Genomic DNA, 25,349 nt, shown 5'->3' with positions numbered 1-25,349 from the left:
CGTTACACTGCAGAAATCGCGAAAGTATCTGCCTTGCCTTGACATTCGGGCTTTGGCCGTTATGTTCGCGCAACCTTTGGGAAGCCTGAGCAGTCCAGTGCGCAACATTATTAGCAAACTCCTTATCGCCGTCGTACCCAGGCACACCGCCGGGGATGGCTAGCGGCCATCCTAAAGACAGGCGGTGTGCATGGGGCCTCTCGGGCCCTTTTTTATTTCCTGAAGCAGAATCACGAGAACTGACAAAAGTCGCGCAGAATCAAGCGCATCCGGAGCGAACCATGACCGACAAGAGCCACGATCCCAATCAGATGACCGGCGCCGCGATGATCGTGCGCGCACTCATCGATCACGGCGTGCAGCATGTCTTCGGCTATCCCGGCGGCGCGGTACTTCCGATTTACGACGAGATCTTCCAGCAGAGCGAGGTCGAGCACATCCTGGTGCGCCACGAGCAGGGCGCCGGCCATGCCGCCGAGGGCTATGCCCGCTCCACCGGCAAGCCGGGCGTGGTGCTGGTGACGTCGGGTCCCGGCGCCACCAACATGGTGACGCCGCTGACCGACGCGCTGATGGATTCGATCCCGCTGGTCTGCATCACCGGCCAGGTGCCGACGCATCTGATCGGCAACGATGCCTTCCAAGAGTGCGACACGGTCGGCATTACCCGTCCTTCCACCAAGCACAACTGGCTGGTGCGCGACGTCAACGATCTCGCCAAGGTGCTGCACGAAGCCTTCTACGTGGCGACCTCCGGCCGGCCCGGTCCGGTGCTGGTCGATGTGCCGAAGGACGTGCAGTTCGCCACCGGCACCTATCATCCGCCGCGCAAGGCGGATGTGCATGTCTCCTACACGCCGCAGGTGAAGGGCGACGCGACGCAGATCCGCAAGGCGATCGCGATGCTGGCGTCCGCCAAGCGTCCGGTGATCTACAGCGGCGGCGGCGTGATCAATTCGGGGCCGGAAGCCTCCAAGCTGTTGCGCCAACTGGTCGAGACGACGGGCTTCCCGATCACCTCGACGCTGATGGGCTTGGGAGCCTATCCGGCCTCCGGGCCGAACTGGCTCGGCATGCTCGGCATGCACGGGACCTACGAAGCCAACATGACCATGCATGATTGCGACATCATGCTGTGCGTCGGCGCGCGCTTCGACGACCGCATCACCGGCCGCGTCGATGCGTTCTCGCCGGGATCGAAGAAGATCCACATTGATATCGATCCGTCGTCGATCAACAAGAACATCCGCGTCGACGTGCCGATCATCGGTGATGCCGCCAACGTGCTCGGCGACCTCCTGCAGGCGTTCAAGGCGGAGGCGAAGAAGCCCGATATCAAGGCGTGGTGGCAGCAGATCGCGCTGTGGCGCGCGCGCAATTCGCTGTCCTACAAGAAGAACAACGATATCATCCTGCCGCAATACGCGATCCAGCGCCTGTTCGAGCTGACCCGCGGCAAGGATACCTATATCACGACCGAGGTCGGTCAGCATCAGATGTGGGCCGCGCAGTTCTTCGGCTTCGAGGAGCCGCACCGCTGGATGACCTCCGGTGGTCTCGGCACCATGGGCTACGGCCTGCCGGCGGCGGTCGGCGTGCAGGTGGCGCATCGCGACAGCCTTGTGATCGACATCGCCGGCGACGCCTCCGTGCAGATGACGATCCAGGAGATGTCGACGGCGGTGCAGTACGAGCTGCCGATCAAGATCTTCATCCTGAACAACCAGTACATGGGCATGGTGCGGCAGTGGCAGCAGCTTCTGCACGGCAACCGCCTGTCGCACTCCTACTCCGAGGCGTTGCCTGATTTCGTCAAGCTCGCCGAGGCCTATGGCGGCGTCGGCCTGCGGGCGACCAAGCCGTCCGATCTCGACGGCGCGATCAAGGAAATGATCTCGATCAAGCGCCCGGTGTTGTTCGACTGTCGGGTCGCGGCATTGGAGAATTGCTTCCCGATGATCCCGTCGGGCAAGGCGCACAACGAGATGCTGCTGCCGGAAGAGGCGACCAGCGACGCCACCGCGAGCGCGTTCGCCGGCGGCAAGGCGCTGGTGTGATGATGCTGGCCACAAATTCCACTGTCATCGCCCGGCTGATCGGGCGATCCAGTGCGCCGCGGCGTCTCGATCGATCTCGGACGTCTCTGGAAGACTGGATCCCCACTTTCGCGGGGATGACATGAGTGAGGGAAGATAGACGGGAAGCCACGATGTTTGACCTCAACGAGCTCGAGCGTGCGCATCGGATCGTCGGCACTGCGGTGCCGCCGACGCCAGTCCATGCCTGGCCGCTGCTCGCCGAGCGGCTCGGCACGCGCGTTGTGGTCAAACATGAGAACCACACGCCGATCGGCGCCTTCAAGGTGCGCGGCGGTCTGGTCTATATCGAGCGGCTCAAGCGCGAGCGGCCCGACGTGCCCGGCATCATCTCGGCGACGCGCGGCAATCACGGCCAGAGCCTAGCCTTCGCCGCTGGTCGACACGGCGTGCCGGCGGTGATTTACGTGCCGCGGAGCAATTCGGTGGAGAAGAACCGCGCAATGCGCGCGTTCGGCGCCGAACTGGTCGAGCATGGCGAGGACTTTCAGGCCGCGCGCGAAGAGGCCGAGCGCCGCGCGCAGTTCGCCGGCCTCCACATGGTGCCGTCGTTTCACCCGGACCTGGTGCTCGGCGTTGCGACCTACGCGCTCGAACTGTTTCGTTCTGCGCCCGATCTCGACATTCTCTACGTGCCAATCGGGCAGGGCTCCGGCATCTGCGGTTGCATCATGGCGCGCGACCTGCTGGGCCTGAAGACCGAGATCGTCGGCGTGCAGTCGACCGAAGCGCCGTCCTACGCGCTGTCGTTCGCCGCCGGAAAGATCGTGACCACCGCGACCAGCAACACGCGCGCCGACGGCATGGCGACGCGGATTCCGGATGCGGACGCGTTCGCGCTGATCCGCAAGGGCACGTCCCGCATCGTGCAGGTCACCGACGACGAGGTCGGGCAGGCGATCCGCGCCTACTGGACCGACACCCACAATCTCGCCGAGGGCGCCGGCGCGGCCGCACTCGCTGCGGCGTTGCAGGAAAAAGGCGGGCTCGCCGGCAAGCGGGTTGGTCTGATCCTGACCGGCGGCAACATCGATTTCGATCTGTTTGGTAAGTGGGTCATGGCGGATGTGCCGTCGGCCCGAAGGGTGGTCGCATGATGATGCGAGCGCCAGCCAAGAACTCCGCTGTCATCGTCCGGCTTGACTGGACGATCCAGTACGCCGCGGCGGTCATGGGAACCGCAGGCGCCGGTGATTACTGGATGCCCGCTTTCGCGGGCATGACGAGCAATGATTGAGGGAACGACAATGAACCAACCTGCATCCGCCTATTTCCTCGAAGAGCGCCACGATCCCAACGAGACGCATACGCTGTCCGTGCTCGTGCAGAACGAGCCCGGCGTGCTCGCGCGCGTGATCGGCCTATTCTCCGGCCGCGGCTATAACATCGACAGTCTCACGGTGTCGGAGACCGAGAACCAGAAGCATCTGTCGCGGATCACGATCGTCACGACAGGGACGCCGATGGTGATCCAGCAGATCAAGCATCAGCTCGATCGCATGATCCCGGTTTATCGCGTCGTCGACATGACGCTGACGGGACGCTCGATCGAGCGGGAGCTCGCGATGGTCAAGGTCAGGGGCACCGGCGATCACCGCGTCGAGGCGCTGCGGCTGGCCGATGCGTTCCGCGCCCGGGTGATCGACGCCACGACCGAGAGCTTCGTGTTCGAGATCACGGGCAATTCCTCCAAGATCAATCAGTTCATCGACCTGATGCGCCCGCTGGGCCTGATCGAGGTGTCACGAACCGGGGTGGCCGCCATCACGCGTGGGCCGGAAGGGATGTGAATCATGTTGGCGCGCGACTGGTACTACACGCAACGGCGGCGGGTCGGCCTCGATACCGCGGTCGCCTCGATCTATGACGTCAGCGAGGACAGCGATGTCCGCGCCCGTCAGGCGCTGACTATGCTCGGCGTCAAGCCGGGCTGGCGGCTTGCCGACATCGGCTGCGGCAACGGCGTGCTGGCGACCGAGGCGGCGCTGATGGGGGCAGAGGTCGACGCCATCGATATCTCGCCCGCGATGCTCGGGCTCGCCGAGATCTATGCGCGCGACCGCAAGGCTCGGATCCGGACCCAGCCAGCAGGGTTGCTCTCCTTCGCCTACCAGCCGAATTCCTACGACCTGATCGTCAGCGAGTTCACGCTGCATCATCTGCCCGATTTCTGGAAGGCGGTCGCGGTGTCGCGGATCTTCAACGCGCTCAAGCCCGGCGCGAACTTCTACCTGCGCGACATGGTGTTCGTCAGCATGCCCGACGGCGTCGAGCGCGACGTCGAGGGCTGGGCCGATTTCTCGATCAAGAACCACGATTTCGAGCGCGAAAGCGTGATGACCCACATGCGCGACGAATATTCGACCTTTGGCTGGGTGATGGAGCGGATGCTGACCGAGACCGGCTTCACACTGGTCTCCGCCGATTATCACGCGCCGTTGCACGGCACCTATCTCTTGCGCAAGCCGAAGCCGGACGAACAGATCTAGATCCCGACCAACCGAGCGAAACCGAACCAAAAGAAGAACAACAATGAAGCCGGCCGATGTTGGCATCGCCGTCATGGTCGCGGTGATCTGGGGACTTGCATTCGTCGCAAGCCGGATTGCGCTCGATGAACTACCGCCCGAATTGATGACGGCGTTGCGCTTCGGCATCGCGGCGGTGCCGTGCCTGTTCCTGCCCAAGCCGAGGCAGGTCTCGTGGCTGCTCCTGATCGGCATCAGCTTCACGCTGTTTCTCGGCCAGTTCCTGGCGCAGTCCATCGCCATTGCCCATGGCGTGCCGGTCGGGCTCACCAGCGTGATCGTGCAGAGCCAGGCGCTGTTCACCATCGGCTTTGCGGCGCTTCTGTTCGGCGAGCTGCCGTCCCGAATGCAGGCGATCGGCATTGCCATCGCCGGAGTCGGCTTGCTGATGATCTGCGGCACCGTCGGCTACGACTTCAGTGTCGCGGCCTTCGCCATCCTGATGATCTCGCCGATCTCGTTTGCAGTCGGCAACCTGCTGCTGCGGCCGGCGCAGGGCGCGCCGATGTTCGACCTGTTCGCCTGGCTGTGCCTGTGCGCGGCGGTGCCGCTAGTCGTCCTGTCGCTGCTGACGCTGGGGGCGCAGCCAGTGTGGCAGGCGCTCTCGCATCTGTCGCCGCGCGGCATCATCTCGATGCTGTTTGTTGGCGCCATCTCGACCAGCATCGCCTATTGGCTCTGGGGACGGCTGCTGCGGGATCATCCGGCGGCGCAGGTGGTGCCGTTCGCGCTGCTGGTGCCGTTCGTCGGGTCGGCGGCCTCAAGCATCGTGTTCGGCGAGACGTTCGGGCCGCTGCGGCTCGCGGGCATGATCACTGTCGTCGGCGGCATCGCCGTGATGCTGCTGTCACGACGGCCCAAGACCTTACCCAAAAAGCCTCTGCCGGAGGTCGTGTGAGGGGATCATGTCGAATTCGTTGATGCTCGCCTTCGTGGTGTTCGCCGTGGTGATGTTTTTCACCCCGGGTCCGAACAACATCATGCTGCTGTCGTCGGGGCTGACCTACGGCTTCCGCCGCACGCTGCCGCATATCGCCGGCATCACGGTCGGCTTCGCCTTCATGGTCGGCGCGGTCGGTGTCGGGCTCGGCGCCGTCTTCATCGCCTATCCGGTACTGCAGACGATCCTGAAATATGGCGGCGTCGTCTACCTGATCTATCTCGCCGCGGTCATCGCCATGGCCGAGCCGCCCTCGGCCGACAAGGACGCGACGGCAGGCCGCGGCCCGATGACCTTCTGGGGTGCGGCCATGTTCCAGTGGATCAACGCCAAGGGCTGGGTGATGGTGATCGGCACCATCACGGCCTACGCGGCGATTGCCGCCTTCCCCTGGAACATCGCGATCCAGGTCACCCTGAGCCTGATCCTGGGGACCGTGTCCTGTACCGTATGGGCGCTGTTCGGCACCGCGCTACGGCCGATCCTGACCTCGCCCCTGGCGATCCGCATCTTCAACGCGGTGATGGCCATCCTGCTGCTGGCCTCGCTCTATCCGGTCTTCATGGACGCATGATGCCGCACCGCGCCATGCGAGATGAGGGTTTCCCCTGACGGGAAAAATGCTCTAGACAACGCCGGAAATTCACGGGCGGCCGGCGGTTTGTCCTTCCGATAGCCTGATCCATCGGCCGATTTCGGCCCACTTTTGCAAACGAGGAAAACCAAGATGCGAGTTTACTACGATCGCGATGCCGACCTGAACCTGATCAAGGGCAAGAAGGTCGCCATCGTCGGCTATGGCAGCCAGGGTCACGCCCACGCGCTGAACCTGAAGGATTCCGGCGTCAAGGAAGTGGCGATTGCGCTGCGTAAGGGTTCGGCCTCGGCCAAGAAGGCCGAGAACGCAGGCTTCAAGGTGATGGAAGTCGCCGAGGCTGCCAAGTGGGCCGACCTCGTGATGATGCTGACCCCGGACGAACTGCAGGGCGACATCTATCGCGAGCACCTGCACGACAACATGAAGAAGGGCGCCGCCCTCGTGTTCGCGCACGGCCTCAACGTGCACTTCAACCTGCTCGATCCGCGTCCCGATCTCGACGTGCTGATGATCGCGCCGAAGGGCCCCGGCCACACCGTGCGCTCGGAATATCAGCGTGGCGGCGGCGTGCCCTGCCTGATCGCGATTGCCAAGGATTCCTCCGGCAACGCGCATGACCTCGGCCTCTCCTACGCCTCGGCGATCGGCGGCGGCCGCGCCGGCATCATCGAGACCACCTTCAAGGAAGAGTGCGAGACCGACTTGTTCGGCGAGCAGGTGGTGCTCTGCGGCGGCCTGGTCGAGCTGATCAAGGGCGGCTACGAGACGCTGGTCGAGGCCGGCTACGCGCCGGAGATGGCCTATTTCGAGTGCCTGCACGAAGTGAAGCTGATCGTCGACCTGATCTATGAAGGCGGCATCGCCAACATGAACTACTCGATCTCCAACACCGCCGAGTACGGCGAGTACGTCACCGGTCCGCGCATCGTCACCGACGAAACCAAGAAGGAGATGAAGCGCGTGCTCAACGACATCCAGTCCGGCAAGTTCGCGCGCGACTGGATGCTGGAGAACAAGGTCAACCAGACTTCGTTCAAGGCGACCCGCGCCAAGCTCGCCGCGCATCCGATCGAGGAAGTCGGCGCCAAGCTGCGTGACATGATGCCCTGGATCAAGAAGGGCGCGCTGGTCGACAAGACCAAGAACTAAGCCGAAATCGAAGGGTGGGCACATGTGCCCACCCTTCGCACTAAAGCAGCAGGGTGGACAGGCGTCTGGCGCCTGGCCACCCTTTCGTTTGTGGAGTCGCGAAATCTAACGCCGGCTATCCGACCGCCGCCGGTTGCTTCTCGAGCCTGTTGTGGAGCTGCCAAAACCGCACCGTGCGCTGCGCGGTTTCCATCGACAACCGGCGGTAATCCCGTTCGGCGACCTTGAGCGTCACCTCGTCGATCGGATGCGTCATCGGCCGCCTGCACAGGATGGCTTCGACCGTTGGCCAGTTCAGGCGTGCGGACCGGCAGGGGATCAGCAGCAAGTCGGAACGGGGACCCAGCATCAGCCGTTCGATCATCTCGATTGGCATATCGTTGAGGACGGCAAGCGAAACGGTGACCTCGTCGAACTTGCCGGCCTCGGCGAAGTTGTAGACCGCGGCGTCGTCGAGCTCGTTCAACTGCTTCATCAGTTTGACCAGTTCTTCGGCCACGCCGTAGTTGCGGCGGGGCGCGGCCGCTCCCTCCCGGGCGATGTCATTCAACACCTTCTGGATTTCGTCACGCACCGCAGGCGGCGCAATCGCCAGCAGGCGGGCACGCACCGTATCCTTGGCGCGGCGCAGCAGGTCGCGCAGCAGCTTGGCCGGAAGATCGAGGCGCAGGCCGAGGATCTCGATCAGCTCGTCGTCGCCCTCGGCGCGGGCGACAATGTTGGAATAGCCGTCGTCGGAGAACCGCGCGCTGGCATTCTTGGCGAGGCGCCGGATCACCCGGTCTTCGCCACGGTTGATGATCACATCGGTGACGGGCTCGGGCAGGTTCTCCCGCGCGGAGATCGCGAATAGATGGTCCTGTCCCTTGGTGCCGGCGATCTCGAGCAGCGCCTCGCGGCTGAGACGGCTGGAATGCGTCAGCACCTCGCCGGCCACGCTGATGTCGTCGTCCCAGGCGAGATATTGAATCACCTCGAACGGCGCGTAGTCGAGCGGCGCCAGCCGCTTGCTGAGCTCGGCCCGCGCACGCGTCTCGACGCGTGCGACCAGGAGGCAGAGCACGTCGTCGAACACCTTGACCTGTTCGTCGTTGAGGCGGTCGCCGTCATTCAGGAACAGGTCGGTGACCCGCCGCAGCGTCTGCACGCGCTTTGCGGTCGTCCCGTCCCGGACTGCATCTTCGAGTTCGGCAATGATCGATTGTGCCGGCTGTTGCGCCATTGATCGGCAGCCTGTTGTTGTTGGATGACACCTGCGCGGACCATGCAGCAGGCGAGCTTACGCGTGCGTTAAGCTGGAACCTTGTGCCGATACAGGTGCATTGCATCCTTAACGGGCAGCGAACAATGTCCCGGACATTCGAGGCGCCGCGGACCTGCTTTAATGGTTTCTTTAGGATGCGGCCTGTCGAGCCGTCTCGGCGGACGATGATCGCACGACGGCGAACACATCGATCGGCGCGGCGCGTCCGCGCAGCCGGGTGGCGCCGAGCGGCTCGATGACGAAGTCGTGGCGCGGCAGCAGGGCAAGCAGCTCGCCCGACACCAGCAGCGGGCGGCTGGCCTCCTTGCAATGCTGCTGCAATCGCGCCGTGACGTTCACGGTGTCGCCGAAATAGGCGACCTGCCGGCGCGAGTCGCCGCATTCGCTGATGACCACCGGTCCGGCGTGCATCCCGGCGCGAAACGCCGGCACCACGCCGAATTCCTTCAGGTAGCGATCGGCGCCCTCGGCGAGGCGATCCTCAATGGCGAACACGCAGTCGAGACAGCGATGCGGCGACTGCCCGGTGACGACCGGCCATGTCACGATCACCTCGTCGCCGACATAGGCGTGAACCTCTCCGCCATGCGTTACGATGGCTTCGTCGATGTCGAAGAAGAAGCGCGTCAGGAGCTCCTGCACGCGCAGCTCGCCCATGGTTTCCGCGAGCGTGGTCGAGCCGATCAGGTCGAGAAACAGCAATACACGCTGCTCGCGCACCGGCTGGCGATAGCGTCCGAGCGCGACATTGAGCAGGGTGCGTCCGCCGATCATGCGAACCAACTCGTAGATTGTCGTGATCGGGATCGACAACAGCAGGGAGACGCCGATGATCTTGAGGAAGGTTTCGCGGAGCCAGTTCGGCCCGAGCCGATGCTCGTACAGAACGATCTCCAGCAGCACCGCGGCGACCGCGGCGACGACCGCCAGGATGACCGAGCGCGCAATGAGTTCGACGGCAAGCGGCAGGCGTCGCAACAAGCCACCGCGCGCGGTCAGATAGAGATGTGTGCTCCAGATGATGAGGGTGATGGCGGCGCCTTCGAGGGCGCTGCGCAGATAATTCCCGACGGAGGCCTCGTTGGGGTCGTCCAGGGCATAGCGAAACAACCCGCCGACGAGCAGGCCAAACAAGGCCAGAACGACCGCAGGCGTCACGGTGCGCCGCCGCATGATCCCTCCAGGCCTTTGAGATATCCTGCGTCGATCGGGAAGGCCAGCGGTTACGTCATGGAGCGAGAGGCCCTCAACGGGAGTTGCTGCCGTTGCGCCAATGTACGCCCAACTGCATTCGGGTCGGCGAGACGAGAACAGTCCTGCGAGGGAGCACGTTCGAGATGGTCGAATGCCTGAACGCCGAGACCGCGGATTGGGACGCGCCGGGGAATTGGAAGACCTTGGTCATCAGTGAGCCACTTTCCGGAGTCACCACCCGGCGTCATGACCGATGCAAAGAGCCAGGACGAATTGACCCTGCTTGCGGAAGAGGCGCTGCGCGCCCATCCCGGATGCGAGACCGCGCACGTGCCGACAGTCGCCGCGTTGCCGCATGTCCGGGTTGGCCGCAACTGGGAGATTCCGAACGTGGTGCTGGGCGATAGCCTGATCAGCGACATTGATCGCGCCGTCATGTCGGTGCATCGCCAGCTTGGCCGCAAGTTCCATCTAGCGTGAACGGCGCGGCGCTCTTGGGGGCTTGACCCGCTTGCGCCACCCCCGGGGCGTCGCGATGCCGGACGACCAGAGAGCCGCCGCGATCATCGATCTGTCTGCAGGCAAGGTGCGTGACCTGGTGCGAAAGTCGAGAGCGCGCCGCGCCAGACCGACGCCCGCTCGCTCGGGGCAAATTCATTGCGCGTTCATGACAATTCTATTACGATTTTGTGACACGGCGCAGGTACCGGCTGTGCAGTGTGCCTCCTGGCCTTCGCCAGCCAAGGCCGTGCATTGCGCCGGGATCGTATTGCGTCTCACCCATGGCGCCCGCGCCACAGCAGAATTCCTCTGTCGCCGCACTTGCCGGCGGCCTCATTGCGATTGGCATCTGGCGGCTGATGGCGGTCGTCGCGCCGCATCTCGGCGCGCTGATCGTGATGCTGCAGACCGAGACCGATCTCGGCTCGCGGATCTGCTTCCTGCTCACCTGGGGGATCCTGAATTTCCTGTTCATCGCGCTGCTGCGCAGGCCGGCGCTGTCGGCGGTGCTATCCCTGGCGCTGGTCATGGTGCTTGTGGTGCTGTCGCGGTTCAAGCACGACGTGGTGCAGATGACCGCGAACTTCGTCGACCTGATGGTGATCGACCGCGACACCGCGACGTTTCTGCTCACGATCTTCCCGAACCTGCGCTGGTCGATTGTCGGCGCCGGGCTGGTCACGCTGCCTTTGATGTACGCGTCGTGGTGGCTCGACCCATTCCGCATCCGCCGGCTGCCAGCCGCGGCCGCCTGCCTTGCCTGCACCGCGGCGCTTTCGGCCTATGCCTTCACCTGGCCGGATGAGGCCTGGCGCGGTTATTACGACGACGGCTATCTGTCGAAATTCGCGCGCTCCGGCGTGACGTCGGTGTCCGATTTCATCGCCCACGGCTTCATGGAATCGGATCCGGCCGCGAGCGAAGAGCTCAAGGTACCGCTGGTCGATGCCTGCCACCCCGCCGGACGGCGGCCGAACATCATCATGATCCATGACGAGTCGAGCTTCGACATCCGCGCGGCTGCCGGCGTGAAGGTGCCGCCGGGCTATGGCAATCAGTTCAAGTCCTATGATGGGATCGAGCGGAAATTCCTGGCCGAGAGCAATGGCGGGCCAAGCTGGTTCACCGAGTACAATGTGCTCGCGGGATTGTCGTCGCGCTCGTTCGGCCGCTTCGCCTACTTCGTCACCCGCATCGCGTCGGGCCGGGTCGAGCGCGGTCTGCCGCTCGCCTTGCGCCGCTGCGGCTACGACACGCTCTCGCTCTATCCCGCGTATGGCGGCTTCATGAGCGCCCGCAGCTTCCAGACGACCACCGGCATCCAGAATTTCTACGATGCGCATGACCTGCACGCCAAGGACGTCGAGCCCGACAGCTTCTTCTACGGCAAGGCGCTGAAGCTGATGGCGGAGCAGAAGACGCTGGGTACGCCGCTGTTCACCTTCGTCTACCTCGCCGCCAATCATTTCCCGTGGGAGACGACATTCCGTCCCGACCTGCTGCCGTCATGGAAGCGGCCCGGCAATATGCCGCTCGTCGACGAATATCTGCGCCGGCAGACGATGAGCGCCAACGACTATGCCGGCTTCGTGGCCGCGCTAAAGAAAAAGTTTCCCGCGCAGCCGTTTCTGATCGTGCGCTATGGCGACCATCAGCCGGAGTTCTCGCCGCAACTGCTTGATCCCGAGCTCGACGAAGCTGGCATCGGCAAGAAGCTTCTGGATTATGACCCGCGCTACTACGCAACCTATTACGCGATCGACGCCATCAATTTCGAACCGGTGAAGAGTCCCGCGGTGATGGATACGATCGACGCGGCTTATCTGCCGCTGGTGATCCAGGAGGCCGCCGGCATTCCGCTCGATCCGTCGTTCGAGGAGCAGAAGGCCATCATGCTCCGCTGCGGCGGCATGTTCTATTCCTGCAAGGGTGGCGCCGAGGCGCGCCGCTTCAACCGGCTGCTGATCGATGCCGGCATGATCAAAGGACTATGAGGTCGATGCCCGGGACGGTGCGAAGCGGAATCCTGTACGAGCGCGATGAATTCATGATCTCGTGATCGCGGCATGAGCTCGACGAACGTCGTTAGACGAAGGTCGCGCCGGCGCGCACGCAGCATTACTCATTTGTAATTGCTTCGCCGAGATTTCGTCACGATTGTTTCCATGATCGGTCGCGCCGCTGCCACGGTCTTCATCAACGCGCAGCGTCAACCCCGCCAATCTTGCTACTCTTGCAGGAGTGTTTGCCCATGCGAGCGCTCGACCTTGCGCGCCTTGCTGTCGCCTTCGGATTTGTCATTCCCTCAGCCTACGCCGCAGAGCCGCCCCACGACATCAAGGGGCTCTACATGATGACGGACTATCCGGCCGTTACCATCAGGCCCGGTACCACCTCCAACATCTCTCTGCGTCTTCAGAACTACGGCCTCGGTCCGCAGCGCTACAAGCTCTCGATCGAAGGCGTGCCGAGCGGCTGGACCGCAACGTTGCTCGGCGGCGGTCAGCCGGTTGCCGCCGCGATGCCGGCGCCCGACTCCAGCGTGCCGCTGCAGCTTCGGCTCGACGTGCCCGCCAACAGCTCGCTCGCCGAGCAGACGTTGACCGTCAAGGCCGAAGGGCAGGGCAGCGAGGCGACGCTGCCGATCGCGGTTGCCCTCGCCAAGGAATTGCCGGCGAAGCTGTCGGTGTCGTCGAAGCTGCCCGAACTGCGTGGCAGCCCGAAATCGAATTTCGACTATACGCTGACCATCAAGAACGACAGTGGCCGCAACATCGTGGCAAGCTTCGCCGCGGCGGCGCCCGCGAACTTCGAGACCTCGTTCACCGAGGCCTATGGCACGCAGGAATTGTCCTCGATCCCGATCGAGGCCGGCCAATCCAAGGACATCAAGCTCAAGGTTCGTCCGCCGAGCGCGGTCGATGCCGGGCATTTCCCGGTCAAGGTGACGGTCAATGCGGAGGATGCATCCGCGCAGACCGAGGTGGCGCTCGATATCGCCGGCCAGCCGCAGCTTCAGCTCTCGGGTCGTGACGGGCTGTTGAGTGCGCGCGCGGTCGCCGCGGAGCAGAGCACGATCCCGATCGTCGTCACCAACAACGGCACCGCGCCGGCCGAGAACATCGCGCTTGCCGCGACCGCGCCGAGCGGCTGGAAGGTGACGTTCCAGCCTACCACCATCGAGCGGCTGGTGCCTGGCAAGGATGCCGAGGTCCAGGCGCTGGTGACGCCGAGCGACAAGTCGCTCGCCGGCGACTACCAACTCTCGATGCGGGCCACCTCGCGTGGCGAGACCGCATCGAGCCAGTTCCGCGTCACTGTCAACACGTCGACGGTGTGGGGCATGGCGGGAGCCGGCGTGATCGGCGTCGCGCTGCTGTTGATGCTTGGTGCTGTTGCAAGGTTCGGACGGCGATGAGCGAACAGAAACCCGAAGGCGGTACGGCGTCGCCCGACGTCGTCATCGCGGCGCGCGATCTCACCAGGCGCTATGGCAAGACCAGTGTCGTGGACGCCATCAACTTCGACATCGCCAAGGGCGAGGTGTTCGGGCTGCTCGGTCCGAACGGCGCCGGCAAGACCACGACCATCCTGATGATGCTCGGCCTCACCGAGATTTCGGGCGGCCGGGTCAGCGTGCTCGGCTTCGATCCGGCGCGCTCGCCGCTGCAGGTGAAGCGGCGCGTCGGCTATCTGCCCGATGCGGTCGGGTTCTACGACCACCTGACGGCGGTCGAGAACCTTGCCTACGTCGCCAAGCTGATGGGCCTGTCGGTCGCCGAACGGTCGCAGCGGATCGTGGCCGCGCTCACCCGCGTGCGTCTGCTCGATGTCGCCAACAAGCGCGTCGCGACCTTCTCGCGCGGCATGCGGCAGCGGCTCGGGCTTGCCGAGATCATCGTCAAGCGCGCCGAGATCGCGATCCTCGACGAGCCGACCTCCGGCCTCGATCCGCAGGCGACACTCGAATTCCTCAACCTGATCAGGGAATTGAAGGCCGAAGGCGTCACCGTGTTGCTGTCGTCGCACATGCTCGATCAGGTGCAGCGTGTCTGCGATCGCGTCGCGCTGTTCCGCACGGGGCGGATCGTGATGATGGGCTCGGTGGCCGAGCTCGCGGTGCAGGTGCTCGGCGCGGGCTTCGTGGTCGAGGTCGAGGCCGATGGCGCTGGCATCGCCCGGCGGCTGGCGGCGATCCCAGGCGTCAGCAATGTCGAGACGATCGCCGAGGACCGCTTCCGCATGACCGCGGACCGCGACGTGCGGCCCGACGCGGCGCGCGCGGTGGTCGCGGCCAACGGCGCGTTGCGGCGGCTCTCGGTCGACGAACCGAGCCTCGAAGCGATCTACGCTCATTATTTCCAGGCATCGCAGTCCGGAGGAGTGCGTGATGCGGCGTGAAGGTTCAGCATTCCAGGGCGCCGGCGCCGTCTTCATCAAGGAGCTGTCGGACAATATCTCGAGCGTCCGCATGCTGATGCTCGAGCTTCTGATCGTGCTTACTGCGATGGCGGCGCTTTATGAGGCGATCGATACGCTGCGCCAGAACACCGCCGAGGATCCGTTCCTGCTGCTGCGCCTGTTCACGGTGAGCCGTGCGCCGCTGCCGTCCTTTGTCGCCATCCTCGGCTTCCTGATCCCGCTGATGGCGATCGGGCTCGGCTTCGACCTGGTCAACAGCGAGCACAACCGGCGCACGCTGTCGCGCATCCTGGCGCAGCCGATCTATCGCGATGCGCTGCTGCTCGGCAAATATCTCGCCGGTCTTGCCACGATCGCGATCAGCCTGACGGCGCTGTGGCTGATGGTGATCGGGCTCGGCCTGATCTTCCTCGGCGTGCCGCCGGGCGGTGAGGAGATCGCCCGCTCGCTTGCCTTCCTGGTGATCGCGATCTTCTATGCCGGCGTCTGGCTGTCGCTCGCCATGCTGCTCTCGATCGTATTTCGCTCGCCGGCGACCGCAGCCTTGGTGGCGCTCGGCATCTGGCTGTTCCTGACCGTGCTGTGGCCGATGCTGGCGCCGGCGTTCGCGCAGGTGATCGCGCCGCCCGATCCGCGCTTTGCCGCGCTCGGCCTCGACACGCCGGACACCGCGATCTGGACCCAGCTCCTGCAGCGGTTCTCGCCGAACGATTTGTTCGGGGAAGCGATGCTCGCGGTGCTGTCGCCGACGACACGCACGCTCGGCCCGGTGTTCCTCGATCAGTTGCGCGGTGCCGTGATGGGCGCGCCACTGCCCTTCGGCGAGAGCGTGATGATTGCCTGGCCGCAGACGGTGGGGCTGATCGCCTGCACGATCGTGCTGTTCGTCGCCGGTTACATCCTGTTCCAGCGGCAAGAGGTCCGCGCCTGAGGAGGGCGGACTGCTCAGCGCGCCCTGATCTTCTCCCCTAACCAGCGCGCCACGGCGTCGGGCGACGAGGAGGCATCGTTGCCCGACGCACGCAGGTTGGCCTCGCGCATCTCAGCAATATCGATCCGGCCGAGCAGCGGTTGCAGCGCCGATTTCAGCGTCTCGTCGTCGCGCCGCTTTGGCGACAGCAGCACGATCGCGTCGTAGGGCGGGATCGCGTGCCGGTCGTCCTCGAGCGTGACCAGGTCGTATTTCGCGATCAGGCCGTCGCTGGTGTAGCCCGCGATCACGTCGACCTCGCCGGACGCGACCGCCGCATACATGAAGTCCGGCTGCATCTGCCGCTGGGCACGGAACGACAGGCCATAGGCTTTCTGGATGCCGGCCCATTCCGGCCGCGAGAAGAATTCATAGTCGCCGGCGATCGACATGGTCGGCGCCCGTGCCGCGAGATCCGAGATCGAGTGGATGCCGAGCGCTGCGGCACGTTTGCGCGGCATCACCAGCGCATAGGCATTCTCGAAACCGAGCTCGCCGAGCAGCGTGATGTTCTGCGCCCCCAGCGTGCTCTTGAGCGCGGCCAGCAGCTCGGCCCGCGGCCTGATGTCGCTATTGTGGAACTGGTTGGCCCACAGCGTGCCGGAATAATCGACATAGACGTCGATGTCGCCCGCCGTGAGCGCATCGAAGATCACGTTGGAGCCGAGGCCGGCGCGCGTCGTGGCCGGCAGCCCCGCGGCCCGGAGCTGCTCGGCTATCAGCGCCGAAAGCACATATTGCTCGGTGAAGGTCTTGGCGCCAACGACATAGCCCGCATGCGGCCGCGCGATCGCCGGCACCAGCGTCGCCACGATCAGCGCCACAATCCCGAGGCCGCCGAGCCCGGCCCGCGCCCGGCTGCGGTTGCGCAGGCCATTCTCGATCAGCGCAAGCAACTGGTCGACGGCGAGCGCAAGCACCGCCGCGGCCACGCAGCCGAACAGCACGAACACCCAGTTCTGGGTCTGCAACCCTGCGAAGATGTAGTTGCCGAGGCTGGTCTGGCCGATCGGCGTCGACAGCGTCGCAGTGCCGATCACCCACACCGCAGCGGTGCGGATCCCGGCCATCATCACCGGCAGCGCGAGCGGCAGCTCGACCATCAGCAGCGATTGTCGCGCCGTCATGCCGACGCCCTGCGCCGCCTCCACGATCTCCGGATCGACGCCGGACAGACCCGTGATGGTGTTGCGCAGCACCGGCAGCATCGAATAGAGCGCGAGCGCCAGCACCGCCGGCAGGAAGCCGAAGGCGGAAAAACTGAAGCCGAGCCATCCGGCGGTCAGCGCGGCGAGGGCGAGCAGCAGCGGATAGAACAGCGCGAGCAAGGCGAGACCCGGCACGGTCTGCACGACGCTGGCGAGCCCGAGCAAAGCGCCGCGCAGCATCGGCCGGCGGCGAGCGGCGATCGCCAGCGGCAGGCTGACAATGAGCCCGAGCGCGAGCGCGGTGACGCTGACCCGCACATGGTTGCCAAGATAGTCCGGCAGATGCGCAAGCGCCTCACTCCAGCGCGGATCGGCAAGCAGGCTCATGCCGCGCCGTCCCGCGGCAGCAGCGCGCCCAGCCGCTCGGCCTGCCGCCGCGGCGTATGCAGGAGCTCGCCGACATAGGCATCGGTGCTGGCCGACAGCTCCGCCGGCGTGCCCTGTGCCAGCAGCCGGCCGGCCCGCATCACCGCGACACGATCGGCCAGCAAGATCGCCTCCGTCATGTCGTGGGTGATCATGATCGTGGTCAGGCCGAGCCTGCGGTGCAGGGTGCGGTAATCCTCACCCAGTGCATCGCGGGTGAGGGGATCGAGCGAACCGAACGGCTCGTCCATCAGCACGATGCGCGGCTTGGCGGCGAGCGCGCGCGCCACGCCGACGCGCTGGCGCTGGCCGCCGGAAAGTTCATGCGGCATGCGGTCGCGATGTTGCGCGCGGTCGAGCCGCACGAGGTCGAGCAGTTCGTCGACCCGCGCCGCGATGTCTGCCGCGGGCCAGCCCAGCAGTCTCGGCGTGATGCCGATATTGTCCGCGACGGTCAGATGCGGAAACAATGCGCCGCTCTGAAAGACATAACCGATGCGGCGGCGCAGCAGGATCGGGTCCACATCGCTGACGTCCTCGCCATCGACCGCGATCCGGCCGCGGTCGGCCTCGATCAGCCGGTTGGCAAGCCTGAGCAGCGTGCTCTTGCCCGAGCCCGAGCTGCCGACAACCGCAAGGAATTCACCCTCGGCCACATCGAGGGAGACGTCGGCGACGGCCACCACCCGGCCGCCGTCAAAACTCTTGCCGACATGCGCGTAGGCGATCAGCGGCGTTGCAGGCATTCCGGAGGACCTCAGGTCTCATTGTCGTCAATGACAGTGATAACCCAAAGAGGGCTTTGACTCACGCCTTGGACAGCCGCGCCGCCCGGGACAGGGCGGCCTTTCCCGGTTCAACGTTACTGCGAATCAGGTTGGGCTCAGCGGACCTGTGAGTACATCACACTTCATTCTTGGGCACGTATTTGCCCATAGTGCACCTATAGCTTTGCAGGCGCCACGCGTGATACGGGCCCTTGGCGAGCCAATCGGCGATGCCGATCTGTGCATTGACTGCGCAGGCGCTCATGGTGATGCCGGATTGGTCACTGGTGGTGACGACCTTTTCCATGCAGAGTTGGGCATTGCAGAGGATGGCGACGAGCGTGACGAGCATAACGGCCCTTATCGGTGGGATAACCCGGTCTGAGCCGACTCATGCAGGGTTCATGCCACTATCGGCGCCTGCGGCATCGCGATGAGTAAGGCCGGGAAGGTACGCTCGAAGCGGTCGCGACATCAGGCGGCGCATAGCCGCCCGCCTGCGGATACGCTATACTTCTCATCCAACTACGACGCGAGATCGGGGCCGACGAGGAACGTTGCGTGGTCGGGGGCTACATCGATGATGACGTTGCCTGAGTTGGCAGCACGCGCTCTGGAGAAGTTTCTTGCGACGCATGTGAGCCGCACGTTCGGGGCCGCCCAGGCGCGCTTTGGCGAGCTCCTCCCCGCCGCGGCCCGCATTGCGCTGGAATGCATCGGCAACAGCGATGCGCTCTATCACAATGTCGAACACACGATGCTCGTGACGCTGGCCGGTCATGACATTATCCGCGGCCGCGCGTTGCACACTCATGTTACTGCCGAGGACTACACGCATACGATCATTGCCTGCCTGACCCACGATATCGGCTATGTCCGCGGCCTGCTGAAGGGGGATGGACCGGATGGTTACGTGATCGATGCGAGCGGCAAGAAGGTAATACTGCCCCGGGGGTCGTCGGATGCGGGCTTGATGCCCTACCATGTCGACCGCTCTAAGCTCTACGTTCTCGATCGCCTCGCGGCCGTCATTCCAATCGATCGCGAGCGGATCGCGCGCAACATCGAGGGGACCCGCTTTCCAGCGCTCGAAGGCCAGGAATATGACGACGAGGCGGCGATCGTGCGTGCCGCCGATTTCATCGGTCAGCTCGGCGATCCCAACTATATCAGGAAGGCCAACGCGCTCTACCATGAGTTCGAGGAGGTCGGCATGAATCGCCAGCTCGGCTATGAATCGCCGGCCGACATCGTGGATCGCTATCCCCAATTCTACTGGAGCATGGTGGCCCCGCACATCCAGGGCGCCATCAACAGTCTCAACATGACCGCAAGCGGCCGGCAGTGGATCGCCAATCTCTACAGCAATATCTTCCGCGCCGAGCGCGAGGTCACGCTGTCCGGCCCGCAAATCTGATCATGGAGCCAGATCGGCGGCTGGCGAGCCGACTTTCGCCTCTGTTCGCTTGCCACGTCCACATTTGTGCTCGTTTTCACTGGTTGCACTGATGGTGCAAATCGGCGACGCTGAACCATGGACCTGCCTGCCGGCCGCATTTTCGATCGAACCAGTATGACACCCCTGTTCGCGCGGCTGATTGCGGTCGCGATCGCCTGCTGGCCCGCTCTCGCCGCGGCCGGTCCGGTCTACGACGTCGATCTGTACGCGTTGATGTCCGGCACCTGCCGCAACGTCAACATCGCCGGACGCAGCTACACCTGCAAGGCGGTGGCTTATTTCCATACCCTGCGCGGCCGTTCCGAATTCGTCGTCGTGCTCGACGATCCCACCGACAAGAGCCACATCGTCTCGTTCTCCGGCGAGAGCGCGGCGCGGACGCAGGACAATGTGTTCGAGCTCGCGGTCGACCGCATGCTGCTGAAGTCAAGCGACCGGCCGCGGGTCGACGGCTTGCCGGTGCCGCTGGTGGAAATGTCGACCGGCTCGTGCCGCCAGGTCGGGAGCTTCGTCACGCGACAGGTCTCCAGCATCACCTGCGCCGCCACTGACCGTGGCGGCAAGAAATACGAGCTGAGCTTCGAATCCGACGGCTCGCCGATGACGCTGCGCCGGTTGCGCCAGTCGTCGCTGCCGAGCGAGCGGCAACGCGCGCGCCAGATCGCGCAGCTCGAGTGCCGACTCAAGGCCCGCGCAGCCGGGGTCCTGCCGCGCGATACCACCGCCTTCATCATCCGCTGCCTCGGCGAGGACGATGGCAAGCCGGCCGGCGATCAGCAATAGCGGGGTCGGCCACGCTTCGGCGATCCTCGAGGCAGTGTTGCCCGCGGTGCAGGGCGCCACGTCTTGAACTTCAGGCGTTCGTCTGTTGACTAACTCCGACAGTTGTGAGGAAACGATCCACAGAACCAGGAGAATTCGATGCGCCCGAGACTCTACGCGATTGCTGCCCTCGGCGTTTGTCTTGCCGGCCCTGCCTTCGCACAGGCCTACGATCCGAACTATCCGGTGTGCATGCACGTCTATGGCGGTCGGTTGACCGCCGACTACATCGATTGCAGTTTCACCTCGATCCCGCAGTGCCAGGCATCCGCGTCGGGTCGGTCGGCGATGTGCTCGGAGAATCCGTTTTACGCTCCGTCGGTGCCACCGAAACGCCGGTTGCGCCGCGGACGCCATCCCCTTCATTAGCGCAGCAACGTCGAGCAAGTGCAGCGAACGGTCGCAGTCAGACCGGCGCGGTCAGCGCGTCATAGGTGAACAGCCAATCGTAGCGTTCGCGGACCCGGTCGGGCTGCCATTCGCGCGAGACATAAGCGTCGGCGCCTCGGGCGTCTGCGAGCGCCGGATTGTGAAAGCGCTTGGCGTTCTCGGCCGATTTCACCACGATCGTGTTCGTCCGCGTCAGCCGCGCGGCTTGATAACGCTGCAGCGCCTCGGTGGGCGGAAAGCGTTCAAGGCAGCGCGCCAGCACTATGCCATCCTCGATCGCCATGTTGGCGCCCTGGGCCAGGAAGGGAAGCGTCGGATGTGCGGCATCGCCGATCACGCAGGCGCGCCCCGCGACAAAGCGATCGAGCGGATCGCGTCCTAGCAGCGCCCATTTGTAGGGCACATCGAGGTTTTCGATGATGGCGTGGATTTCCGCGTTCCATCCGGCAAAGGCCGCGCGGCAGGCCTCGCGCGTGCCGCGTTCGGTCCACGATTCGACCGACCAACTCGCGCCTTCGAAGATACCGACGAAGTTCAGAATTTCGCCGCGGCGCACCGGATAGGTGATGACATGGCCGCCGGGGCCGACCCAATTGGTACCAACGTCGCGCCGCTGGCTCGCCGGCAGCCGCGCCATCGGCACCAGGCCGCGCCAAGCCGCCACGCCCGAAAAGAACGGCTTTGCATCGCCGCCGATCTGCCGACGGACTTCGGAATGCACGCCGTCGGCGCCGACCACGATATCGCCGTGACGCCGCTCGCCATTCGCAAGCCGAAGCCAGATGCCGTCACCATTCTCGTCAAAGCCGGCGCAGCGACTGTCGAGATGCAGCCGGCCCGGTGCCTGCGCGTTGAACGCTTCGACCAGCACGCGATGCAAATCGCCGCGATGCAACATCCAGTAGGGCGCACCATAGATCGCGCGCGAGGAGGCGCCGAGGTCGAATAGCTTCCAGGTCCGCCCGGTGCTGAACAGCCTGATCTCCTTGCCCGAAGCCTCGCAGGCAATCGCCTCCATCTGCTGCTCGAGGCCGAGCGCGATCAGGACGCGGGTGCCGTTGGCGCTGAGCTGGACTCCGGCGCCGAGCTCGCGCAGCTCGGACGCCTGCTCGAAGATCTCGACCTTGATGCCACGCTGCAGCAGCGACAATCCCGCCACCAGCCCGCCGATTCCGGCACCGGCGATCAGAACCTTGGGCGGCTTGCGCGGTGCACTCACGCGAAAGGCCCGCCGCTACCTGCGCGTGATCAGGAAGTCGTCGGTGAATTCGCCGCGCGATACCTTGACCGGGATTTCACCCTCGCTGCCGATCTCGAGGATCTCTGAGCCGGACTTGTTGTCCCGCGGCGCCAGCAATTCGATCCGCTCGGCGATCCGCTCTGCCTGCCAGCTCGTCAGCTTCCAGGCGAAGCGGCCCCCGAGGTCGCGCATTCCGAATTCATCGTCGGCGGGCACCAGAACCAGTTCGTCTCGCGAGACGGCGCCGGGAATCCGCTCCGCCACCGTGATGGCTTGCGGGTCCTCGGCAAATCCACGCAACAGCCTTGCCAGTGCGGCGAGGTCGGTGCCTTCGCCGAGGAACAGGAACAGCGGATGGAAGTCGCTCGGCATGTATTCAAATCGCAGCATATTCGCTGGTCCAAACGTCGGAACTACTGATTGAGCACCTTGAAGATGTCCTGGGCGTGGCACAGCTCGACCGTGCCGACCTCGTCGGGCCGGGCAGGGGATTTCAGGCACCGGACCTGCAACCACTCACCGTCGCCCATGTTCTCGATCACCTCGGCAATGACGCTCTCCTGCAATTTCAGGTGTGTCCCCACCTTGATCGTCCTGACATCCATCATTGCGCGGCGGCCTTGCTCAGAAGAACGTGGTCAGATTCTTGGCCATCAGGATGTTCTGTTCAAGTAGTATCTCGCGCCTTGCGATCTTCCAACCGGCATCGGTCAGGCGAAGCGTGTCGTTGCGGCGGCCGACGAAGGTGTAGGTCTCGTACTCGACACGGTTTTGATACACGAGAAAGCGGCTGGTGACGTCAAGCTCGCGCGCTGCGTCGAGATCCGGTCGTGCGCCTTTGATCTGCACATTGCTGACCATATGCGTGATCCGCGACAGCGGCTCTTCGGCGTAGTGCACGCCGGTCAGGATCTGCTCGACCCGCTTGGTCAGCGTCCACTTGTCCTCGTCGAACCAGCTCATGCCTTCGCCGCGCCTGGTGTTCTCGCGTGCGGCCTGCTGGCCGAACTTCACGTTGCGCCGGATCGGCATAAAATAGCTGATGTCCTCGGCCAGGAGATCGAGCCAGTCGCGAAAGCGCCGGTCGTCGATCAGGTCGGCCTCATGGTAGTAGAAATCCTCAACATCGGCTTTCAGCCGGTAGTAGGCCGCGGAGCGTTCGATCGCCGCGTTGGATGCCGGGGCGGCCGGCTGCGCGTCCTGAACAGTCGTTGTCATTGGCATCTCCTCATCAGGCATGGCGCGTCGTCAGAGCGCCGGCTTGGGCGGCACCGGTCCGCCCTGCTGCGCAAAGCAGCCGACGTCGATCACGGTCCCAGACAGCGTCTCGGCTTCCGACGACAGCAGGAAGGCGACGACGTTGGCGATGTCATCGCCGCTGGCGGTGCGGCCTGCGGCCGTGCCCGGTGCGCCCTTGCCGAAGCGGTTCGCATCGCCGCCGACGCGGCCGAGGCTCATTCCGCTGACGATGCCGCCGCCTCCGGGGATGACTGTGTTCACGCGGATCCGCTGATGGAAGAAATCGTAGGCCATCGCCGCGCTCAGCGCCACGACGCCGCCCTTGCTCGCGCTGTAGACCGCCATGTTCGGCTTGCCCCAGCCGGCGCCGGATCCGATGTTGACGATCGAGCCGCCGCCTTGCGCGATCATATGCGGGATCGCGGCGCGGCTCGTCAGGTACGGGCCCTTGAGATTGACGGCGATGATGCGATCGAACAGCGCCTCGTCGGTATCGAGCACCGTTCCGAGCGGACCGATCGCGGCATTGTTGACGACGCCGTCGATGCGGCCGAAGCGCGCCAGCGCCCGCTCGATCACGCGAGCAACATCGTCCGCGTCAGACACATCAGCTTCCATGAGTTCGGCGGAGAGGCCCTCGCGGTCAAGTTCCTCGCGTAGCCCGGGAATGGCGTTCCGTGCGGTGCTCGAGACCTGCGGCGCCTCGAGGCCGAATGCCACGACCGAATGGCCGCGCCTCGCTAGGCCGAGCGTGATCGCGCGGCCAATGCCGAAAGTGCCACCGCTGACGAGAATGATTTTTCCTGATGCGGTCATTCTGCGGCCTGCCTGCTGTTGCTCGCGGGCGACCCGAGCAATTCGTTCCAGTCGCCGCCTTGCATGTAAGTGGTCCAGCGACGATAGAAGCCGCGCGCGATCTGTTCGGTGACTTGAGTGCTGACCTCACCGCCCAGCGGGTGGTCGGTGACGTAGGCCCCCATGGATTGCTGATAATTGAAGGGATGGCGCCGTGCGATCGTCCCGGTGCTGGCGGCGGTCGCATAGAGCCAGTTCTCCATGTCGTCCTGCTCGGTCATGCCGGCCGGACCGGAGTAGCGCATGTAGTAGTGACGCAGATAATCCTTGGCTTCCTGCGGCGCATCCTTGTCGACCAGGAAGAAGCGCCAGCCTTCGGTCGAGGTCGGGCTGTGCGGATGCCAGGCGCAAAGTCCGCGCGGCTGCCGGCCATGGTAGGAGGTGTTGGGGAAGATCGTGCCGACGAAGGGCAATAGGCGCGCCTGTTCGCCGAGCCGTCGCTTGCGCTCTTCGAAGCAGTGCCGGAAATATTGTTCAAGGATCGGATTGTCGAGGAAGGACTCGACGTATTCATTGGCCTCCGGCTGAATGGCGCTGTGCACGCCGTGCCCGCCCGGGAAACTGATCCAAACGTGTTGTGCCTTCTCCAGCTCGTCGTCGCGGCGGCCTTTCTTGCCGGCGGCCGCGCTCGGCCCGATGCCGATCAGGTCGACCGAGCGGTGGCTCGGATTGTGGTAGGTGTCGCCTAAGAAATTTTCGGCGGCGAATTTCCAGTTGGCAGGGAACACCCATTTGTGGACGCCGATCACCTCCGAGCCGCCTTCGCGGCCGTCGCGGCAGTCGAGCGCCTGGTCGAGATGGATCTTGGCGTCGCCCAGATAGGTAAGGAAGTGGGGCGCGTCCTTGTCCCAGGTCGCCCAGATCGAGCCCTTGTAGTTGCAGAGCTTCGCCACCGAGACCAGTGAGTTGGCCTCGCGGTCGAGCACGCCGTCATAGAGTGTCCGGTGCAGCGGAACACCCTGCAGCTTGCCGTCCGTCGTATACGTCCAGCTATGGTATGGGCAGGTGAACAGCGACGTGTTGCCCTGCTCGTAGCGGCACACTTTCATGCCGCGGTGCCGGCACGAGTTGAGGAAGACGTGGATCTCGCCTTTCTTGTCGCGACAGAGGATGACGGATTCCTCGCCCATGCGTGACGTGTAGAAGTCGCCGGGATTCGGGACCAGGCTCTCGTGACCGACCAGGAGCCAGGCCCGGGTGAAGACCTTGTCGAGCTCCTGCCGGTAGATATCGGCGTCCACGAAGATCTCGCGGCTGATGAAGCCGTTCTTGACGTCAACAAGCTTCTCGAAATCGTTCCGCAAGGACATCGGCTCCTCCTTATGTTGCATTGGGCGACGG

26 protein-coding genes are annotated in these 25,349 nt (G+C 64.5%); 15 read left to right on the top strand and 11 right to left on the bottom strand.

What is annotated here, in order from left to right:
* The first annotated feature begins 281 nt into the window (after nt 1–281).
* From P6U25_RS27625 to ilvC, 7 genes are all read left to right on the top strand, one after another.
* Nucleotides 282–2,057, top strand: coding sequence for an acetolactate synthase 3 large subunit (locus P6U25_RS27625; protein WP_407147915.1), 1,776 nt, complete (start codon nt 282–284; stop codon nt 2,055–2,057).
* A 152-nt stretch (nt 2,058–2,209) separates the two neighbouring features.
* Nucleotides 2,210–3,193, top strand: coding sequence for a threonine dehydratase (locus P6U25_RS27620; protein ID WP_407147914.1), 984 nt, complete (start codon nt 2,210–2,212; stop codon nt 3,191–3,193).
* A gap of 150 nt (nt 3,194–3,343) precedes the next feature.
* A complete protein-coding gene (gene ilvN, locus P6U25_RS27615; protein ID WP_407147913.1) occupies nt 3,344–3,886 on the top strand; it encodes an acetolactate synthase small subunit in 543 nt (180 codons plus the stop codon).
* A 3-nt stretch (nt 3,887–3,889) separates the two neighbouring features.
* A complete protein-coding gene (locus P6U25_RS27610; protein WP_407147912.1) occupies nt 3,890–4,585 on the top strand; it encodes a class I SAM-dependent methyltransferase in 696 nt (231 codons plus the stop codon).
* A gap of 43 nt (nt 4,586–4,628) precedes the next feature.
* Nucleotides 4,629–5,522: an EamA family transporter gene (locus P6U25_RS27605; RefSeq protein ID WP_407147911.1), complete on the top strand. Its 894-nt coding sequence runs from the start codon at nt 4,629–4,631 to the stop codon at nt 5,520–5,522.
* 7 nt (nt 5,523–5,529) lie between these two features.
* On the top strand, nt 5,530–6,138 hold the full coding sequence (locus tag P6U25_RS27600; RefSeq protein ID WP_407147910.1) for a LysE family translocator: 609 nt from the start codon (nt 5,530–5,532) through the stop codon (nt 6,136–6,138).
* A 153-nt stretch (nt 6,139–6,291) separates the two neighbouring features.
* Nucleotides 6,292–7,311 carry a ketol-acid reductoisomerase gene (gene ilvC, locus P6U25_RS27595; protein ID WP_280976383.1) on the top strand — a complete coding sequence of 340 codons (1,020 nt, stop codon included), beginning with the start codon at nt 6,292–6,294 and terminating at the stop codon, nt 7,309–7,311.
* A 115-nt stretch (nt 7,312–7,426) separates the two neighbouring features.
* Here ilvC and P6U25_RS27590 read toward each other — a convergent pair whose 3' ends face one another.
* Both P6U25_RS27590 and P6U25_RS27585 read right to left on the bottom strand, forming a co-directional pair.
* Nucleotides 7,427–8,533, bottom strand: coding sequence for a DUF2336 domain-containing protein (locus P6U25_RS27590; RefSeq protein WP_407147909.1), 1,107 nt, complete (start codon nt 8,531–8,533; stop codon nt 7,427–7,429).
* A gap of 171 nt (nt 8,534–8,704) precedes the next feature.
* Nucleotides 8,705–9,748 (bottom strand): adenylate/guanylate cyclase domain-containing protein, encoded by a 1,044-nt coding sequence (locus P6U25_RS27585; RefSeq protein WP_407147908.1) that lies wholly within the window; start codon nt 9,746–9,748, stop codon nt 8,705–8,707.
* A gap of 267 nt (nt 9,749–10,015) precedes the next feature.
* On the opposite strand from P6U25_RS27585, the gene P6U25_RS27580 reads away from it, so the two are divergent.
* The 5 genes from P6U25_RS27580 to P6U25_RS27560 all read left to right on the top strand — a co-directional run bounded on the left by P6U25_RS27580 (nt 10,016) and on the right by P6U25_RS27560 (nt 15,623).
* Nucleotides 10,016–10,249, top strand: coding sequence for a hypothetical protein (locus tag P6U25_RS27580; RefSeq protein WP_407147907.1), 234 nt, complete (start codon nt 10,016–10,018; stop codon nt 10,247–10,249).
* A 302-nt stretch (nt 10,250–10,551) separates the two neighbouring features.
* Entirely contained in the window at nt 10,552–12,264 is a 1,713-nt protein-coding gene (locus tag P6U25_RS27575) for a sulfatase-like hydrolase/transferase (RefSeq protein ID WP_407147906.1), read from the top strand.
* A gap of 257 nt (nt 12,265–12,521) precedes the next feature.
* Nucleotides 12,522–13,688 carry an NEW3 domain-containing protein gene (locus tag P6U25_RS27570; RefSeq protein WP_407147905.1) on the top strand — a complete coding sequence of 389 codons (1,167 nt, stop codon included), beginning with the start codon at nt 12,522–12,524 and terminating at the stop codon, nt 13,686–13,688.
* On the top strand, nt 13,685–14,671 hold the full coding sequence (locus P6U25_RS27565; protein ID WP_407147904.1) for an ABC transporter ATP-binding protein: 987 nt from the start codon (nt 13,685–13,687) through the stop codon (nt 14,669–14,671). Before P6U25_RS27570 ends, P6U25_RS27565 begins: the two co-directional genes overlap by 4 nt.
* On the top strand, nt 14,661–15,623 hold the full coding sequence (locus P6U25_RS27560; RefSeq protein WP_407147903.1) for an ABC transporter permease: 963 nt from the start codon (nt 14,661–14,663) through the stop codon (nt 15,621–15,623). Before P6U25_RS27565 ends, P6U25_RS27560 begins: the two co-directional genes overlap by 11 nt.
* Before the next feature lie 14 nt (nt 15,624–15,637).
* Here the strand turns inward: P6U25_RS27560 and P6U25_RS27555 are convergent, their stop codons facing one another.
* The 3 genes from P6U25_RS27555 to P6U25_RS27545 form a co-directional block, all read right to left on the bottom strand.
* The gene (locus P6U25_RS27555; protein WP_407147902.1) at nt 15,638–17,197 is read right to left on the bottom strand and encodes an ABC transporter permease/substrate-binding protein; all 1,560 of its coding nucleotides are present in this window, start codon (nt 17,195–17,197) and stop codon (nt 15,638–15,640) included.
* A complete protein-coding gene (locus tag P6U25_RS27550) occupies nt 17,194–17,982 on the bottom strand; it encodes an ATP-binding cassette domain-containing protein (RefSeq protein WP_407147901.1) in 789 nt (262 codons plus the stop codon). The genes P6U25_RS27555 and P6U25_RS27550 overlap by 4 nt, the downstream gene beginning before the upstream one ends.
* 157 nt (nt 17,983–18,139) lie before the next feature.
* Complete coding sequence (locus tag P6U25_RS27545) at nt 18,140–18,355, bottom strand: hypothetical protein (protein WP_407147900.1); 216 nt, start codon at nt 18,353–18,355, stop codon at nt 18,140–18,142.
* A 228-nt stretch (nt 18,356–18,583) separates the two neighbouring features.
* Between P6U25_RS27545 and P6U25_RS27540 the strand changes: the two genes are divergently transcribed.
* The 3 genes from P6U25_RS27540 to P6U25_RS27530 all read left to right on the top strand — a co-directional run bounded on the left by P6U25_RS27540 (nt 18,584) and on the right by P6U25_RS27530 (nt 20,653).
* Nucleotides 18,584–19,420: a metal-dependent phosphohydrolase gene (locus P6U25_RS27540; RefSeq protein WP_407147899.1), complete on the top strand. Its 837-nt coding sequence runs from the start codon at nt 18,584–18,586 to the stop codon at nt 19,418–19,420.
* Nucleotides 19,421–19,576: 156 nt separating this feature from the next.
* Nucleotides 19,577–20,245 carry a hypothetical protein gene (locus P6U25_RS27535; RefSeq protein WP_407147898.1) on the top strand — a complete coding sequence of 223 codons (669 nt, stop codon included), beginning with the start codon at nt 19,577–19,579 and terminating at the stop codon, nt 20,243–20,245.
* Nucleotides 20,246–20,383: 138 nt separating this feature from the next.
* A complete protein-coding gene (locus tag P6U25_RS27530) occupies nt 20,384–20,653 on the top strand; it encodes a DUF3551 domain-containing protein (RefSeq protein WP_407147897.1) in 270 nt (89 codons plus the stop codon).
* A 37-nt stretch (nt 20,654–20,690) separates the two neighbouring features.
* On the opposite strand, the gene P6U25_RS27525 is transcribed toward P6U25_RS27530, so the two are convergent.
* From P6U25_RS27525 to P6U25_RS27500, 6 genes are read right to left on the bottom strand one after another with little or no spacing between them, the layout of a single operon-like run.
* Nucleotides 20,691–21,893, bottom strand: a complete 1,203-nt coding sequence (locus P6U25_RS27525) for an FAD-dependent monooxygenase (RefSeq protein ID WP_407147896.1) — start codon at nt 21,891–21,893, stop codon at nt 20,691–20,693.
* A gap of 15 nt (nt 21,894–21,908) precedes the next feature.
* Nucleotides 21,909–22,304, bottom strand: a complete 396-nt coding sequence (locus P6U25_RS27520) for a hypothetical protein (RefSeq protein ID WP_407147895.1) — start codon at nt 22,302–22,304, stop codon at nt 21,909–21,911.
* A 23-nt stretch (nt 22,305–22,327) separates the two neighbouring features.
* Nucleotides 22,328–22,522, bottom strand: a complete 195-nt coding sequence (locus tag P6U25_RS27515; protein WP_407147894.1) for a hypothetical protein — start codon at nt 22,520–22,522, stop codon at nt 22,328–22,330.
* Nucleotides 22,523–22,538: 16 nt separating this feature from the next.
* Nucleotides 22,539–23,132, bottom strand: a complete 594-nt coding sequence (locus P6U25_RS27510) for a 3-phenylpropionate/cinnamic acid dioxygenase subunit beta (RefSeq protein ID WP_407147893.1) — start codon at nt 23,130–23,132, stop codon at nt 22,539–22,541.
* A gap of 30 nt (nt 23,133–23,162) precedes the next feature.
* The gene (locus P6U25_RS27505; RefSeq protein WP_407147892.1) at nt 23,163–23,969 is read right to left on the bottom strand and encodes an SDR family NAD(P)-dependent oxidoreductase; all 807 of its coding nucleotides are present in this window, start codon (nt 23,967–23,969) and stop codon (nt 23,163–23,165) included.
* On the bottom strand, nt 23,966–25,318 hold the full coding sequence (locus tag P6U25_RS27500; RefSeq protein WP_407147891.1) for an aromatic ring-hydroxylating oxygenase subunit alpha: 1,353 nt from the start codon (nt 25,316–25,318) through the stop codon (nt 23,966–23,968). The genes P6U25_RS27505 and P6U25_RS27500 overlap by 4 nt, the downstream gene beginning before the upstream one ends.
* Nucleotides 25,319–25,349 lie beyond the last annotated feature (31 nt).

It is taken from the genome of Bradyrhizobium sp. ORS 86 (assembly GCF_045571475.1).
GTDB lineage: Bacteria > Pseudomonadota > Alphaproteobacteria > Rhizobiales > Xanthobacteraceae > Bradyrhizobium.
Note: the sequence above shows the minus strand (reverse complement) of the source record. Positions and strands in the feature narration are given on the sequence as shown.